The 15,660-nt window shown below is 36.2% G+C and carries 14 protein-coding genes; 3 read left to right on the top strand and 11 right to left on the bottom strand.

Annotated elements, in window-relative coordinates; translation table 11 throughout:
• Positions 1 to 21 precede the first annotated feature (21 nt).
• From OB_RS03650 to OB_RS03640, 3 genes are read right to left on the bottom strand one after another with little or no spacing between them, the layout of a single operon-like run.
• Complete coding sequence (locus OB_RS03650; protein ID WP_011065074.1) at positions 22 to 1,506, bottom strand: serine hydrolase domain-containing protein; 1,485 nt, start codon at positions 1,504 to 1,506, stop codon at positions 22 to 24.
• A 36-nt stretch (positions 1,507 to 1,542) separates the two neighbouring features.
• Complete coding sequence (locus tag OB_RS03645) at positions 1,543 to 3,123, bottom strand: M4 family metallopeptidase (protein WP_173338126.1); 1,581 nt, start codon at positions 3,121 to 3,123, stop codon at positions 1,543 to 1,545.
• A gap of 25 nt (positions 3,124 to 3,148) precedes the next feature.
• On the bottom strand, positions 3,149 to 3,739 hold the full coding sequence (locus OB_RS03640; RefSeq protein WP_011065072.1) for a CalY family protein: 591 nt from the start codon (positions 3,737 to 3,739) through the stop codon (positions 3,149 to 3,151).
• Positions 3,740 to 4,202: 463 nt separating this feature from the next.
• Between OB_RS03640 and OB_RS18855 the strand changes: the two genes are divergently transcribed.
• On the top strand, positions 4,203 to 4,637 hold the full coding sequence (locus tag OB_RS18855) for a UPF0715 family protein (RefSeq protein ID WP_379604862.1): 435 nt from the start codon (positions 4,203 to 4,205) through the stop codon (positions 4,635 to 4,637).
• Positions 4,638 to 4,754: 117 nt separating this feature from the next.
• Here OB_RS18855 and OB_RS03635 read toward each other — a convergent pair whose 3' ends face one another.
• Both OB_RS03635 and OB_RS18825 read right to left on the bottom strand, forming a co-directional pair.
• On the bottom strand, positions 4,755 to 5,870 hold the full coding sequence (locus OB_RS03635; protein ID WP_331437000.1) for a sodium:solute symporter family protein: 1,116 nt from the start codon (positions 5,868 to 5,870) through the stop codon (positions 4,755 to 4,757).
• 24 nt (positions 5,871 to 5,894) lie between these two features.
• Positions 5,895 to 6,155, bottom strand: a complete 261-nt coding sequence (locus OB_RS18825) for a hypothetical protein (protein WP_331436996.1) — start codon at positions 6,153 to 6,155, stop codon at positions 5,895 to 5,897.
• 657 nt (positions 6,156 to 6,812) lie between these two features.
• On the opposite strand from OB_RS18825, the gene OB_RS03630 reads away from it, so the two are divergent.
• The gene (locus OB_RS03630; RefSeq protein WP_011065068.1) at positions 6,813 to 7,361 is read left to right on the top strand and encodes a cell wall hydrolase; all 549 of its coding nucleotides are present in this window, start codon (positions 6,813 to 6,815) and stop codon (positions 7,359 to 7,361) included.
• A 131-nt stretch (positions 7,362 to 7,492) separates the two neighbouring features.
• Here OB_RS03630 and OB_RS03625 read toward each other — a convergent pair whose 3' ends face one another.
• Positions 7,493 to 8,554 (bottom strand): tartrate dehydrogenase, encoded by a 1,062-nt coding sequence (locus OB_RS03625; RefSeq protein ID WP_011065067.1) that lies wholly within the window; start codon positions 8,552 to 8,554, stop codon positions 7,493 to 7,495.
• Between the two features lie 209 nt (positions 8,555 to 8,763).
• Positions 8,764 to 10,314, bottom strand: a complete 1,551-nt coding sequence (locus OB_RS03620) for a BCCT family transporter (RefSeq protein WP_011065066.1) — start codon at positions 10,312 to 10,314, stop codon at positions 8,764 to 8,766.
• A gap of 450 nt (positions 10,315 to 10,764) precedes the next feature.
• Between OB_RS03620 and OB_RS03615 the strand changes: the two genes are divergently transcribed.
• The gene (locus tag OB_RS03615) at positions 10,765 to 11,418 is read left to right on the top strand and encodes a DNA alkylation repair protein (protein ID WP_011065065.1); all 654 of its coding nucleotides are present in this window, start codon (positions 10,765 to 10,767) and stop codon (positions 11,416 to 11,418) included.
• Positions 11,419 to 12,002: 584 nt separating this feature from the next.
• Here OB_RS03615 and OB_RS03610 read toward each other — a convergent pair.
• The 4 genes from OB_RS03610 to groES form a co-directional block, all read right to left on the bottom strand.
• The gene (locus OB_RS03610; protein WP_011065064.1) at positions 12,003 to 12,479 is read right to left on the bottom strand and encodes a nucleoside deaminase; all 477 of its coding nucleotides are present in this window, start codon (positions 12,477 to 12,479) and stop codon (positions 12,003 to 12,005) included.
• Between the two features lie 101 nt (positions 12,480 to 12,580).
• Positions 12,581 to 12,802 (bottom strand): DUF3953 domain-containing protein, encoded by a 222-nt coding sequence (locus OB_RS03605; protein WP_011065063.1) that lies wholly within the window; start codon positions 12,800 to 12,802, stop codon positions 12,581 to 12,583.
• A gap of 704 nt (positions 12,803 to 13,506) precedes the next feature.
• Positions 13,507 to 15,144, bottom strand: a complete 1,638-nt coding sequence (gene groL, locus OB_RS03600; RefSeq protein WP_011065062.1) for a chaperonin GroEL — start codon at positions 15,142 to 15,144, stop codon at positions 13,507 to 13,509.
• Positions 15,145 to 15,207: 63 nt separating this feature from the next.
• Complete coding sequence (gene groES, locus OB_RS03595; RefSeq protein WP_011065061.1) at positions 15,208 to 15,489, bottom strand: co-chaperone GroES; 282 nt, start codon at positions 15,487 to 15,489, stop codon at positions 15,208 to 15,210.
• Between the last annotated feature and the right edge of the window lie 171 nt (positions 15,490 to 15,660).

Raw genomic sequence — 15,660 nt, 5'->3', positions numbered from 1 at the left:
TTAAATGATAGATTACTAGTTTTATTGCCATTTTCCTGTTAAATAATCGATATCCGTAGTTAACGTTTCGTATGCATTATCTGATATCGAATTATTCTCATTATGAAAATCCACTAATAATTGAAGACCTTCTAAGTGTTTACGAACTTTATGAGCTTGATCAAGTGACTCAAAATGAGAGACTGTTCTTAAGTGTGTAAGAAGTGATCGAGTAGTAGAGACATCTGTAATTTCACCTCGATCAACCAAACGATTAACAAGAGACGCCATACTTTCGGCACTCCAAGCATCGATAGCAGAGGCAGTCTTCTCCGACACCATTCGGCGGGTCGGATTTGTTGATACCGTATTTCTTGTTGGATGTACTCTATTAGTTAGTAATATCGTAATCGATTTCTTGTTAGGGCTAATCACGATGGACGTACCTGTATAGCCTGTATGCCCTATCGTATTCTGTTCTGCTAAATCATCCATGTACCAACTTTGATTTAATTCCCACCCCAAACCTTGGTCTTGGCCTGGGAAGGCACCATTCCAATTTGTAGTGATGAGGTCAAAGGCTTCCTCGGATAAAATCTGTTCACCTTGGTAACTTCCTTCATTTAACATCATCTGTCCGAACACGGCTAAATCCTCTGCCGAACTAAAAACCCCGGCATGTCCAGCAACACCGTCCAATGCCCATGCTTTTTCATCATGAACACTTCCCCAAACAAGTCCACGATTTACATTGGCTTGATACTCCGTTGCAGCAATTCTGTTCTTTAGTGAAGCAGGTGGACTATACATCGTATCACTCATTTGTAGAGGTTCTGTTATATTTTCTGCCACGTATTCATCTTGACGTTGTCCGCTTAGACGTTCGATTAACACTCCTAGTGTAATAAAATCGACATCACTATAGAGGTAACGAGTACCCGGCGGCACTTCTAAAGTTTCATTTAAGACAAAGTCCAAACGATCTTCACGATCCCCTTCAATTTCATGGACGGGTACCGTAGTAGATGCACGAAAACCTGATGTATGGGTTAATAATTGCTTGATTGTGACTTCTTCTTTCCCATTACTTGCAAACTCAGGAATATATAAAGCTACCGGATCATCCAATTCAAACAATCCTTCATCCCAAAGAGTCATAATTGCTGTTGCTGTAAAAAGCTTTGAAATAGACGCTGTATCAAAGATGGTATTTTCCTGCATTTCAATTGGATTTTCCATTTCGGTAAAATTACCATCCGTATAGCGCGCAGCATAGCCATATGCATCATGTTTAACAATCTGTCCATCTCGAGCGACTAGAACAACAGCACCAGGCATCACCTGATCAGATATTGCATTCTCAATAAATGGATCTAGATCATCTAATGGCTGTTGCAGCATTTCAACATCATGAGCATCTCCTGGATTTAATCCACTCTCTGAAGCGTAAATACCAGTAGCGCCTGATATAAAAGTGGAAAATAAAAGGATAAACGTAAATAGCAACGACATTACTTTCTTCCTCATCATCTACTCCCCTTTTAAAAAGTCTTTAAAATTAGATTAATAGACTCCAACTGCATTATAGGCTTGTTCTACTGCTTCTACATGAAGTGAATTACTACCATATAAATCAGTTGCTGCTTGAATCGCAGCCTGTCGCATCATGCTAAAATCTGAAGTACTCGTCAAATATAGATCAAGCGCACGGTAATAAATCTGTTCTGTTGCAGCACGACCAACTCCTTCAACAACCACATCATAGTGTTCTCCACCCTCAGCTACTAAATATGCAGCTTTGTTGTTGATACTACTATTAATATGAACTCCACCATTGTCTAATGGGCCAACATATCTTCTATCCCAATGGTCAGGATATGGTTCCTGTGTTCTTCTTTCAATCAGGACTGCTGGATCTTCTAACGAACGTAACGCAAGTGTGCCATCCGCCATAATGTCCTCACCCATTAACCAATTCTCACGATCTACCATCGCTCCAAAAATATCCGCGAAGGATTCATTTAACGCTCCAGATTCATTCCGATAAATCAAATTTGCGGTATGTTGGATGACACCATGTGACATTTCATGGGCAGCTACATCAAGTCCACCGGCTAATGGGTGAAATCTGATACCATCTCCATCACCGTACGACATTTGTCTCCCATTCCAAGATGCATTATTCCAATTATCTCCTACATGTACCGCCGAAATCAGAATTTGACCATTATCATCCACAGAATTACGACCAAACGTATCTAGGAAATAATCATATGTTTTCTGCGCATTTGCATGAGCATCTACGGCAGCTCCATCAGAAAACATTTTGTTAAAACTTAGTACATCAACGTTGGTTCCTGTTGTATTGTCGTAAGTAACAACGCCATCGCCACGTGTTACATCAAATAGTCGAAACATATCTTCGTACTGTTGTGCCTCAAACTTTTGTCTTTCGCCAAATACACCTGTACCGAATGCGGTTACATCTTGGGATGCATTAAAATGATCAATAACTTCCCCACTCTTTGCATCTATAAAATAATGCCAAAAACCAACTTCTGGGTTAGTTGTAGATGCAGTAACTAAATAGGTGAAATAAAATTCATCTTCATACTCGTAAATATAGGGATCTGCTTCAATCTTCCCATCAAATTGGTCCACAGTTCCGATATTTTCTTCAAGGTTCCTTTTAAAAATATCGATGATTTCTGATTCTGTAATTGGATTACCTACTACAATACTTTCATTCATACCAGTAACAACTTGTCCAAAATAAGATGTAACATGGTTATTTTCATCTAAGCTAATCGTTTGATCTGCACCATATATAGGAATTCCCTTATACGTTTGCTTCACTCTAAAATGGGAAGTAGCCGTCTCACTATCTGCATTAACATTATTTATTTGAAAGTCTATATTTGGATTACTATTTAACTTAAATTCCTCTCCTTTACTTTCAATATATGTTAAAACGATCTCTTTCTTTGACAGACCGTTAGGAGACTTCCAGTTTTCAATAATATATGAAGGAGTATCATAGGTTTTATTCATCTGGATGTTAATATCCTCGGCGACAACTATTGAACTACCAATCCCGATGGATACAGCTATTGCTAGTGCTGATGAAACCACACGTTTATTCATTTTCAAATCGTTTCCCCTCCTTTTTTTAAATATCCTGACCAGATGATTGTGTTGCATTAAAAATCCATTCTAATTCTAGACTGTCCCCTTGATAATCATTCTGGTCCTCACCATCATCTACAAATTCAAACTCAACCCAAAAATCATGTGTTTCTTCCGCTTCTAGCCCACCATGCTGTTCCCATAAAGGATCCCAAATATCTCGTTTGACAACATCTGGATCCATTTCTTTTAATTCATATAAAGTAGTCTCAAACACCGGTTCACTTTCTTGATCCCAATTCCATAAGAAATTCACTTTTACATGCTTACCAAAATCATCTGTGTTGTCATTATTACTATCTAAGACTGAATAATTTGTTTCTAAAAACACATTTTCAATTTTTAGACTTCCTGCATTCGATAACGAAAATTCACGCAACATCGTATCCCCTGGTTTTAAGTTATCAATTTGAATAATGGCTGTAGGATCTACAGAAAGATCTAATGTACCGGCAGCAAATGAATTAGTCGTTACTTCCTGATCATTGAAATATGCATACGTCCCCCCTCCAATTAGTGTTAAACCTAGAGTAGCTGATAATACTCCAGCACCTATTTTTTTCTTTAAGTTCATTCCATCTCCTCCATAATTCATACTTTTACAATTTTCCATCCGTCCTCAAACATTGGCATCTTTTCTTCTTTTTTGAAGATTAATGTTAGGTTGAAACGATATATACCACACCTCCTAATATCAGAGAATATAAGTGAATGGACCAAGTTGTTAGAGATAATATAACAAAAATATTACAGAAAAGGTGTCAGTACATGTCGATATAATTGAATTATTGAAAAATAATGAATATTAACTACTTTTATTGTCGTATTACAAAAAATGGTAAAAACGTCCATTGTTTTTCGGAAGGTTTTTAGGGATTTTGTGGGGCATATTCTAGTGAAAAATAGAATTTTTATTATACGCTAGACTATAGCAGGATGATTATCCTATACTTACAAAATTCGACTTCTTGATTTTGATGACAAAATCATAAGATGAAAAACAAAGCATGTTGTGTCTGCTATAATTAAGGTAATGGATTATTATTGGAGGAGGCATATTTATTTTATTACATATTTTCATTTGCCTTTTATTATCATCTTTTATGGCAAGTTTAGTTTATTTCTTTGTATATTATTCGAACTTTGAATTTTTAGGCTTTATTGTTGTATCTATTATTTACTTTTTCTGCTATCTATTCATCGCTTTCCCGATACAAATAATACTTCGTAGAAAGCCAAAAATATTCTCAGTAAAATATTTAATCCTCTATTTGTTGGTATCATTTTTTGGAACAATTATATTACTTCCGACATTGTTAGAATTTAGTTTTACCATGCATTTCTCTAAAGAATTATTATGGTTATCAATCTTAAATGCTCTTATTTTCTGGATCATTGATTCGTTGGTCATGAGGAAAGATCGTATACACATTAAAAATACCATACGTGAATTTATTCGATTTATAATGTAGGGAAGTAGTTGATATTTAATCAAATATTATCGTACTTATTTTTTCTAAATAACTAAGTAAATACATCATTTTTGGACAAAAGAAAAACCGGACATAAATGCCCGGCCTATTACAAATCTATTTATTTTTTGATACTGGTTTTTCTGTTGTCATCAATGTCACTACAATTAATACGATAACTGCTACTGGGATAGCAACGATCACACTATTTAATTCAAAAGGTTTACCTAAAATTAGCTCCCAAAGCAAGGTTGTCCCTACACCTGCAATCATGGAGGAGATACCACCTTTAGCATTCACTCGTTTCCAGAAAAATACTGCTAATAACGCTGGTGTTAGTCCGGCTCCATAAACGGTATAAGTATACATTTGTACCTCAAGTACCGTTGGGAAGTAGTTTCCTAGAATAAATGAAAAAACACCTAAAATGACAATAAATATCTTTGTATATAATACCAATTGTTTATCTGAAGCATCTTTCTTAACGTATTTTCCAACGATGTCATACGTTACATTAGTTGCTGCGGATAATAAATAGGAATTCCCCGTTGTTACAATAAATGCGGCTGCAGCTGCAAGTAAAATCCCTCCAACAGCAGTTGGTAAGATTGTCGTTGCTCCGATAAGTGCCATACCTGGATCGATATCATCAAAAATCGAACGAGACGTAAACGCAATCAGAGAAATAGTTGGTGTAATCAAAAGTATAGCCAAAAGCCAAGAGATTTGTGCTTTCTTACTTGTTTTTACACCTTTTGACGCAGCAAGACGCTGATACATATTTTGGTCGCCTAGTAATAAAAAGAAAGACGGTAATAAAAATCCTAATAATTGAACCGTACTTAGTGTACTTGTCGCAGTTAAATGTTGCTCTGGTACATTAGATGTGATTTCTCCCCATCCACCTGCGATTGAAAACATAATCGGAAGAGCAAGGAATAGACCAATCAACGCTAGGAAAGCACTAATCGCATCTGTTGGGGCTACTGAACGAAGCCCACCAATCGTTGCTAAGAAGATTATAAGAACTGCACCGATTAACGTTCCGATTTGTACAGACATACCTGTCGTTACATTTAATACAAAACCTAATCCTGTCATGGCATAAGAGACTATGCCGACAAAAGCTAATATGATAATAATACTCGCTATTAATTGAGCTGCTTTACCATATTTCGCTTCTAATATTCCTGAAACTGTAAATTTACCAAACTCACGGATTTTTGGAGCTATAAAATATAAAATTCCAATACCTAATCACGTAGGGATCGTCATCATGAGAGCTGGAATAATACCGTATGAGTAAGCCATTGAAGTCTCCCCGCCGGTTATACTTCCGCTTCCCATCCAAGTTGCTAACAATGTACCTGCCAAAACAAAGCTTCCTAACCCTTTTCCGGCCAGAATAAAATCTTCACTGTTTGCAATCTTCTTGGAAAAATAGATACCAAGAATAATCATAAATACTCCATATCCAGCCACAAACCATAATAATGCTGGATTATTTGTTAATTCCATGCTGTAATTACCTCCTGAAGTTATGTAAATCATTAACTTTTAAGTTCTGCTCCCTCCCCCCTAACAATGAATAAACCATACTTTGATAAAGTCATTTAATAGAACGATGAAAATATCTCATTTATAGAATAATTTAGGAAAGTTTTATGTTGTGGTTAGAGGAATAGCGGTGGGATGAACCATCTAATTTCTACTAATTACTCTTCATATCCATCTTCTTTTTATTAATATACGAATTAGTAAAAGAAAAACTAAATGAAGAAATTCTCAAAAATCAACGATTTTCTAATTATAACAAAGGAAGATTATTTCTCAACTTGGTTTCTGAGTATATACCAATCGTTTCGCTTCACTAACCCGATATAGGCGTAATTATTGATCATGTAGTTACAATTTCTTTCATTTACTCCATTTTTTAGGTAAATCCCTTATGTGAAACTATTACCATACAATGTGATTTATCGCTTCATACGTGTATACGAATGCAAAAAAGTTATATCTTTTTTCATGAATTTGTTTCATTAGTTGCAAAGAATCCCTAACAAAGGAAATTATTACTTAAGCAAAACCCTTTAAAAGTTCAGCAATACATGTTAGATTCATATCTTGGCAGGCTTTCCTGCTTCTTATATGTATATATAATAGGAGGATTTACCTATGTTGAAAAATATAACAACAATAGTAACTGGCTTTATGTTATTAATGTTCGCCCCTGTTGTGGCTAACGCAGCGGAAAAAGAAGAAAAAATAGACAAGGACAATAAGTTAAGTATGCATCAACTTATTAATCATAAATCTAATGTTGAAGAATTAGAAATGATTTATATAAACGAAGAGACAGTAGATATGACAGATAAGGAAAAAGATCTATTAGAAAGGCTAGTACACGCCGAGGCCAAAGGAGAGCCGTATGAAGGTATGGTAGCTGTTGCTGTTGTAGTACTAAACAGAGTAGATAGCAATCATTTTCCTGACACTGTTTCTGAAGTAATTAACCAGGACAAACAGTTTACTCCTGTTAGTAACGGCAAAATTAATAAACCTGCCGGGAAGGAAAGTAAAAATGCAGTAGAAGAAGCCTTGTACACAGACAGAAGCCTTGTAACTGAAAGTTTATACTTCTATAATCCAGATACCGCAACAAGTAGATGGTTAGATGATAAAGTTACGACAGAAGTAATTGGAAATCATGTATTTAAAGATTAACAACTCAAATTAACTCGAAGTATTATTGACTGGAATAAAAATGGTTATCTTACCACACTTATTCCAGTCTTTTTGCGCTAATTTACTCATCGTTTGTAAAAATTTGATAAAAAACCCGCACGATTATCCGATTAGAATCGCGCCTTTAATCCTTCAATAATTTCTTCTGTCACCTCTGAAGTTGTATGCTTTCCACCGATGTCTGGAGTCAAAATTCCTTTATTTGTAGTATTTTCAATCACATCTAATAACAGACTGCCTAACTCTTCTTCTCCAAAATGATCTAACATTAATTTCGCCGTCCAAATTTGTCCGATTGGATTAGCAATATTCTTCCCAATAATATCCGGAGCAGATCCATGAACTGGTTCAAACATAGAAGGATACTTGCCATTAACATTAATGTTTGCTGCCGGTGCAACTCCTACACTTCCCATGATAGCCGCACCTAAATCACTTAATACATCCCCAAATAAATTACTAGCAACAATAACATCAAATCTTTCTGGATTCGTTACAAAGAAGGCAGCCAACGCATCAATATGTTGGGAATCCGTTTCAATGGTTGAATAATCTCTTGAAACATCTTTAAATACTTCATCCCAAAATGGCATGGAATGAAAAATACCATTGGATTTTGTTGCACTAGTTACATGTTTTTTACGTTTAGCAGCTAGTTCGAAAGCAAATCGCATAACTCGTTCCGTTCCTCTTCTGGAAAAGATGCTATTCTGAATGGCTATTTCATCTTCCCCTCGAAAAATTCTGCCGCCAACTTCGCTATACTCACCTTCACTATTTTCTCGAACAACTATAAGATCAAAATCTTTTGGATTTACTATCTTTGATTTCACTCCAGGAAGTACTTTTGCAGGTCTATAGTTAATAACTTGTTCAAATTCTCGGCGAAACTTGATTAAAAGTCCCCACAAGGAAATATGATCAGGCACAAGTTCTATATTACCGACTGCTCCTAAAAAGATTGCATTATAATCCTTTATTATCTCTAATCCATCCTCCGGCATCATTTTACCGTGCTCCATATAATATTCGCAGCTCCACGGAAATTCAGTAAATTCGAATCTTAAACCTCCATGAATAGCTGCTATAGCTTTTAAAACATTTGCTGCTGCAGGTACAACTTCTTTTCCAATTCCATCACCCGGAATGTTAGCAATTTTAAAATTTTTCATCATTATTCTCCTTATGTCTTTAATATCTGACGTTTACTCGATCTCATTATGGTTAAAGTATAATTGAATGTATTTTTCCAATCAATGAAATATTTTAATTTTTTATGATATTGCAAGCATTAATACCTTGCACTTCGTAAAAAGATTCTACGGATTCACCAAAATAGAAAATACAAAAAGAGCTGATTGGAACATCAGCTCTTTTTGTATTACTTCGTATATGATTGTTTTTCATCAATTTTTTGTTCTTTAGCTAGTTCTCGACTTACACGTGGTGCAGTCCAAAATGTGGTTAACATGAGTAAGGAAACCGGAACCGCAGTAACTACGATGAATGATTGTAGGGATCCGACACTATCTTCACCTAATGTAATCAGTACTATTGCGACGACCCCCATGAGAATCGCCCAAATTACACGTAAATACTTAGCTGGATCTCCATGACCAGTTATCGCCATTGAAATCGTTAGGGACATCGAATCCGTAGTCGTGAGTACAAATATAATAGTTGCTAGAAGGAATAAGAAACCAAAAATGGTTCCAAAAGGCAACTGTTCTGCAATTGCAATCATAGCTGCTGGAGGTCCGGCACTATTTAATGCATCAGATACAGAACCAGGGCTATTCATTTCTGAAAAGATTCCTGTTCCTCCAACAACAGTAAACCAAAATGTTGTGACAACAGGTGCAATTACTGCAACAGCAGTTACTAGTTCACGAATCGTACGGCCACGGGATATACGACTAACAAACATTGCCATCATTGGTCCATAACCGATAAACCAAGCAAAGAAAAAGATTGTCCATAACCCAAGCCAAGCACCATCACTTCGGAACGTATTCAACGTTAAGAAGTCTTGAACATACATTCCAAATGATTGCACATAGTTATCAAAGATAAATAATGCTGGTCCTAAGATAAGGACACCAATCATTAATCCAACAGCAAGAATAATATTATAGCTACTTAAAATTTGTATTCCTTTATGAATACCTGTTGCGGCAGAAATCCCCGCTGCTAGAACAATTACTGCAACGATAATACATTGCATTAATAAATTATTTGGTAAACCAAACAATGCAGTTAACCCATAACCAGCTTGTAAACCAAGAAATCCAATCGGACCAATCGTACCCGCTGCTACGGATACAATAGAAAATGCATCAACGAACGTTCCTAGTGCACTTTTTTTCATGATTTTATCTCCAAATATCGGATACAATAAGGAACGTGGTTTTAATGGTGCATTTCTATGATAATGGGAATACATCAATACAATCGTACCTAATGTTCCTAAAATTGCCCAGGAAACAAAGCCCCAATCGACAAAACTTGTAACAAGTGCTGGTACTATTGCTTCTGGCGTTCCTGCCTCAATACCTGTGAAATGAGGAGGTACCGTTAAAAAGTGACTTAACGGTTCAGCAGCTGCCCAAAAAACACCGCCAGCTGCGAGTAGCGTACACATAATAATGGAGATCCATTTAAATGTTCCAATTTCTGGTTTTTCTAGTTTTCCTAATCGGATTTTACCAAACTTGGAATACCCAAGAATTAATGCAATGATTAAGGTACCGACCATTAAAACTTGATAAATGGAGCCAAAGTACGTTACCGACCAATTAAACATTGTATTAACCGCATCTGTAACCATTTCTTTATTTATCAGTGCTAAAATCACAAAGGCAAGTAATGCCCCTCCACTTAGAAATAGTACTGGTTTATCTATCGTTTGATTTTGTTTCTTTATATTTTTCAAAATCTGCTCCTTTCAATACAACACAAAAAAACTCACATAATGATTTACTGACCTTAATTTGCCCTATTGAGCCAGTAGTATGTGAGATTTAATTAACATCTTTAATTAAAACTACAGCATTTCATGTTACATTTCATATACGTATATGTCAAGTCATATGATAATTTCCTTAATGTCATAGCAGATACATTTTTACTAATAAGAGTAGAAATTTTTATTGAAAGACTATGTAGGAGACTACATTTTTAAATTTTTTTCTGGATTAAGAAAAGATTCCCCATCATTTGCAAAGTTCAAGTGGAGTATTTGTAACTATAGATATATGCTACAATATTAAAAAAGCTAACTTTAGTCGCGCGCTATTATAATAAGACATACTGAAATTAAGGATTGATATATCCCATCAAAGACTTATTATGAAACAGTGTTTTAATAAAGGAGTTGTATATAATGGCAGAAATAAAACGCTCTTCAAAAGCAGAAGAAATTCTATCTCAGATCAATAGTAATACGAAGCTAGGCGATTTACGAAAAATCGCGAAAGACATTAAAAAAGATCACGAACTAGCTATGGAACTTTGGTCATCCGAAGAGTTTCCGCTCAGACTATTAGCAATCTTAATTATGGACAAAAAACTTCTAACAGAGGATGTACTAAATAAGCTTGATAAGGATATGCAGACTCATCCTATTAGTGAGCGAAATAACCTAATGGATTGGTTAATGGCTAATCATCTCACAAAAGACAAAAAGAAGATTGCATTGTTGGAGTCATGGGAAAACAGTCCTTCTTCTCTTCAAAGGAGAGCTTTTTGGTATTATCAAGGGCGATTGAGATGGACTGGAAAAACACCGACTGATAACACGGCATACTTGCTATCTGCATTAGAAGCTAATATTGCTCAGGAAGAACCAGAAGTTCAATGGGCTATGAACTTCACCGCAGGCTGGATAGGGGTTTATGATGAAAAGAATCGTGCACGTTGTATTAAACTTGGTGAGAAAACGGGACTTTACAAAGATGAAAAAGTATCAAAAGGATGTACTCCTAATTATTTGCCGGAGTTCATTACGATTGAGGTTAACAAACGATCTAATCTTTAGTTATCTTTGAAAAATGTATTAGTAATTAATGCAAAAATAAAGACCAAAAGCCTAAATCCTCGGTAGAAATAAGGAGGATTTAGGCTTTTTCACTTTAAAATCATGGACATTTTTCTATTTAAACTGAGGGACAGGTGAGTTTCAAGAACAAATCATCGATTGACCTTTATGCAATCTGTAAAATATTAATAATATACTGTTTATATCGCTTAAGCTCACATTATCTAGAAATAGAGCAAAAGTTATTAAAAATGCTCGTTTATAGGTTCGGATTTGTAATGAAGATGGCTTTTTCGAGAATCTTACTTTTGCTTGGGCATATAGATGATCAAATCACGAAAAATATCTATCTCACACAATAAATAAAAAAGAAGCATTTCAAAGGTTCAGCGAACTTATGAGAAACCTCCGTTGATTTCCTCAATGTGAGTAAAATGTAAATCCAAGGGGGAGAATGCCAATGAAAGTAATAATATAAACAAGTCGATATTGTTAAAACCTCATCCTGGATGGATTAAAATTTTGTCAATTTTCCCGAACAGATCTCTATCGTAAAACCGCCGTGCTCTATGGCTCTTTCAACGTCACTTTGCGTAAAACTGACGATGGAGTTGGCGGACTTGCTCCGCGAGTGCAGGAACAGGGCCCTCTATTGTGGTATCACGAATAACATCTTGGATTGGAAGATTACGAACGCGAGATTCAGTAACCCCTATTTCATTCAACCATTGTACCAGCTGTTCGGACGAACTTGCATAAACAATCCGACCTAAACCAACCCAGCCATGGGCCGCAGCGCACATGGGGCAATGTTCGCCCGAGGTATATACTGTCGCCTTGCCTCTTTCTTCAGATGTCATGTTCCCAGCTGCCCACTTTGCCAAAGCAAATTCCGGGTGTTGGGTATGGTCACCACCTGAAACATGGTTATAGTCTTCCGCAAGCACATCTCCGTTGGCTGAGACAAGGACTGAACCAAATGGCTCGTCACCAGTCTCTAAAGCAGCTTTAGCTAGTTCAATACAACGTCGCAGATACTTCAAATCTGAATCATTTATCATAATTGAATCCTCTTCGTACAGTTTATTTTTTGTATCGATATTCCGTATACTAGCACAATTCAGAAGGACATACTCCTATTCGATTAGCGCACCCGATTGCCTTAAAAAGTATAAATTCCAACGAAAAGACTAAATCCAGCTGCAAGGAATGTTGTAAAAGCGACAGGTTTTCTTTTTTGAAATTCAACAAAACCTGTAGCAATAAATAATAGTCCTATCAAGAGCAAAGCAAAAGGTAATATAACCCCAATGGTATCAGTTATCAAACCATAACTCGTTAAAGCAACTATAACAACCGCAAAAATTATTCTAAGTAATCTCATCAGCGACCCCCATTAAAAATAAAATTAAATTCCCTACAATATGTACCGATTCTGCAAACAGGACGCAGACTGTTCCAGAAATACAACCGATAGTTTATTAAAAAATTGATTAAGACCGCTACATATCCGACAAAAAATCATGTTGTCTATCAATTTTTTATACCTTTTAATCTCGTTAATGAACTAGTGAGGAAACATCCTGAATTTTTAGCCATGACTTATAATCTGCTCCACTACCGTTCCCCTCTACATTCATTTATTCCACTTATCAACTTTAGATAATCATATTCGAAGGGTAGAACTTCGCAACTTTAATTTAAATATACACTATGAACGTGCGCACCGTCTCTTTTTTTAGTCAGCAGACTACCTATCTGTTGAACTACCAGAACAAAATAATCCTTTGCTGACAACATTTCACGCACAACGCGCGACTTCATCGAATCCAGACGGTGGTTCTTCTTGACTCTTTCGCTATCGCTCATATAATCGCTCCTCTTCCCGCAAAGATATTAATAGGATGTGATTTAACATCTAATATTAATAAAGATAAAGAAAACTAAGATTAAAAAAGAGACCTCCACTAAGTTTGGTAACTTAATGAAAGACCTCTCTGAAAATCTCTATTGAGTATATCGGTTGTTTTTTCGGTGGTTAAAAATAACCATCCAATCAATTGATATATCAAGGCTTCATGATGTTTATTACATCATGCCGCCCATTCCACCCATGCCGCCCATGTCAGGCATGCCGCCACCGGCACCGCCATTTTCTTCAGGCTTATCAGCGACTACTGCTTCGGTCGTTAGGAACATAGCTGCTACAGATGCTGCGTTTTGTAATGCAGAACGAGTAACTTTAGTAGGATCAACGATACCAGCTTCTACCATGTTTACCCATTCGTCAGTTGCCGCATTGTAACCAATACCCACTTTTTCACCTTTTAGACGTTCTACAATGATAGAACCTTCTAAGCCAGCATTGTGTACGATTTGACGTACTGGCTCTTCTAAAGCACGGAGAACGATGCTTGCACCAGTTGCTTCATCTCCTTCTAGTGTTAGTTCACTTACTTGACGATGAATATTCACAAGGGCTGTACCGCCTCCAGGAACCATTCCTTCCTCAACACCAGCACGAGTAGAGTTTAAAGCATCTTCAATACGAAGCTTACGTTCTTTCAATTCTGTTTCTGTAGCTGCACCAACTTTAATTACTGCTACGCCACCAGCTAGTTTAGCTAAACGTTCTTGTAATTTTTCTTTATCGAAGTCAGAAGTAGATTCTTCTGCTTGTGCACGGATTTGTGCAACACGGCTAGAAATTGCTTCTGGATCTCCAGAACCTTCTACTACTGTTGTGTTTTCTTTAGTTACCACAACTTTAGAAGCGCGGCCTAATTGGTCGATGCTAGCAGATTTAAGATCTAAACCAAGATCTTCTGTAATTACTTCTGCACCAGTTAGTACTGCAATATCTTCTAGCATTGCTTTACGACGGTCACCAAATCCAGGAGCTTTTACAGCTACAGCATTGAATGTACCGCGAAGTTTATTTACTACTAATGTAGCAAGTGCTTCTCCTTCTACATCTTCAGCGATCATTAGAAGAGGTTTACCTTGTTGAACTACTTGCTCTAACACTGGTAATACTTCTTGGATATTGCCTATTTTCTTATCTGTTATTAAGATATAAGGATCTTCTAAAACAGCCTCCATTTTATCTTGGTCAGTAACCATGTATGGAGAAGCATATCCACGATCAAATTGCATACCTTCTACTACTTCAAGCTCTGTGTTGAAACCTTTAGATTCTTCAATAGTGATAACACCATCGTTACCTACACGTTCCATTGCTTCAGCAATCAATTGACCTACTTCTTCATCTCCAGAAGATACGGCAGCAATTTGTGAAATAGCTTCTTTACTTTCAATTGGTTGTGAAATTCCTTTTAATTCTTGAACTGCTAATTCAACAGCTTTTTCAATACCGCGACGGATTCCTACTGGGTTTGCACCAGAAGTTACGTTTTTCAATCCTTCACGAATCATTGCTTGAGCAAGTACAGTCGCTGTTGTAGTACCATCACCAGCAACATCATTTGTTTTTGATGCAACTTCAGATACTAATTGAGCACCCATGTTTTCAAATGCATCTTCTAATTCAATTTCTTTTGCAATCGTAACACCATCATTTGTAATTAGAGGTGAACCGAATTTTTTATCTAATACAACATTACGTCCTTTTGGTCCAAGCGTAACTTTTACTGCATCTGCCAATGTATCTACACCACGTAGCATTGCGCGACGAGCGTCTTCACTAAATTTTAAGTCTTTAGCCATTCTTTATTCCTCCTTGAATGTAGTTACGTATTTATCGTTTTAATCTAAATTTTTCATAAGAGTTTAGCCAATAATAGCTAAAATATCATTTTCACGAAGAATTAAGTATTCTGTACCTTCATATTTCACTTCTGTACCAGCAAATTTAGAAAAAATGATTCGATCTCCTTCTGAAACTTCAAGAGCAATCTTTTCTCCATTTTCTACACGTCCAGAACCAACTGCTACTACTTTACCTTCCTGCGGTTTTTCCTTTGCAGAGTCTGGAAGTACGATTCCGCTTGCAGTTGTTTCTTCTTGTTCAACAAGTTCGATAACAACACGATCTCCTAATGGTTTAATCATGTAGAATTGCCTCCTTAATTCGATATCATTTTATTTTATTAGCACTCTTCATAGATGAGTGCTAATCACAATTATTATAATAATTAATTCTATAAAAAAATGCAAGCAAAATAGAGTGAAGATATTATATTTTTTATATAACAAATGCTAAACAATTTCATAAATCAATCA

The organism is Oceanobacillus iheyensis HTE831 (assembly GCF_000011245.1).
GTDB lineage: Bacteria > Bacillota > Bacilli > Bacillales > Amphibacillaceae > Oceanobacillus > Oceanobacillus iheyensis.
This window is presented reverse-complemented; position numbering and strand designations above follow the sequence as displayed.

Excerpts from the sequence above, each read along its gene's own strand:
- OB_RS03650 (WP_011065074.1), bottom strand. The coding sequence starts at position 1,506 with ATGAGGAAGAAAGTAATGTCGTTGCTATTTACGTTTATCCTTTTATTT.
- OB_RS03645 (WP_173338126.1), bottom strand. The coding sequence starts at position 3,123 with ATGAATAAACGTGTGGTTTCATCAGCACTAGCAATAGCTGTATCCATC.
- OB_RS03640 (WP_011065072.1), bottom strand. The coding sequence starts at position 3,739 with ATGAACTTAAAGAAAAAAATAGGTGCTGGAGTATTATCAGCTACTCTA.
- OB_RS18825 (WP_331436996.1), bottom strand. The coding sequence starts at position 6,155 with ATGGAATTAACAAATAATCCAGCATTATTATGGTTTGTGGCTGGATAT.
- OB_RS03630 (WP_011065068.1), top strand. The coding sequence starts at position 6,813 with ATGTTGAAAAATATAACAACAATAGTAACTGGCTTTATGTTATTAATG.
- OB_RS03625 (WP_011065067.1), bottom strand. The coding sequence starts at position 8,554 with ATGAAAAATTTTAAAATTGCTAACATTCCGGGTGATGGAATTGGAAAA.
- OB_RS03615 (WP_011065065.1), top strand. The coding sequence starts at position 10,765 with ATGGCAGAAATAAAACGCTCTTCAAAAGCAGAAGAAATTCTATCTCAG.
- OB_RS03610 (WP_011065064.1), bottom strand. The coding sequence starts at position 12,479 with ATGATAAATGATTCAGATTTGAAGTATCTGCGACGTTGTATTGAACTA.
- OB_RS03605 (WP_011065063.1), bottom strand. The coding sequence starts at position 12,802 with ATGAGATTACTTAGAATAATTTTTGCGGTTGTTATAGTTGCTTTAACG.
- groL (WP_011065062.1), bottom strand. The coding sequence starts at position 15,144 with ATGGCTAAAGACTTAAAATTTAGTGAAGACGCTCGTCGCGCAATGCTA.
- groES (WP_011065061.1), bottom strand. The coding sequence starts at position 15,489 with ATGATTAAACCATTAGGAGATCGTGTTGTTATCGAACTTGTTGAACAA.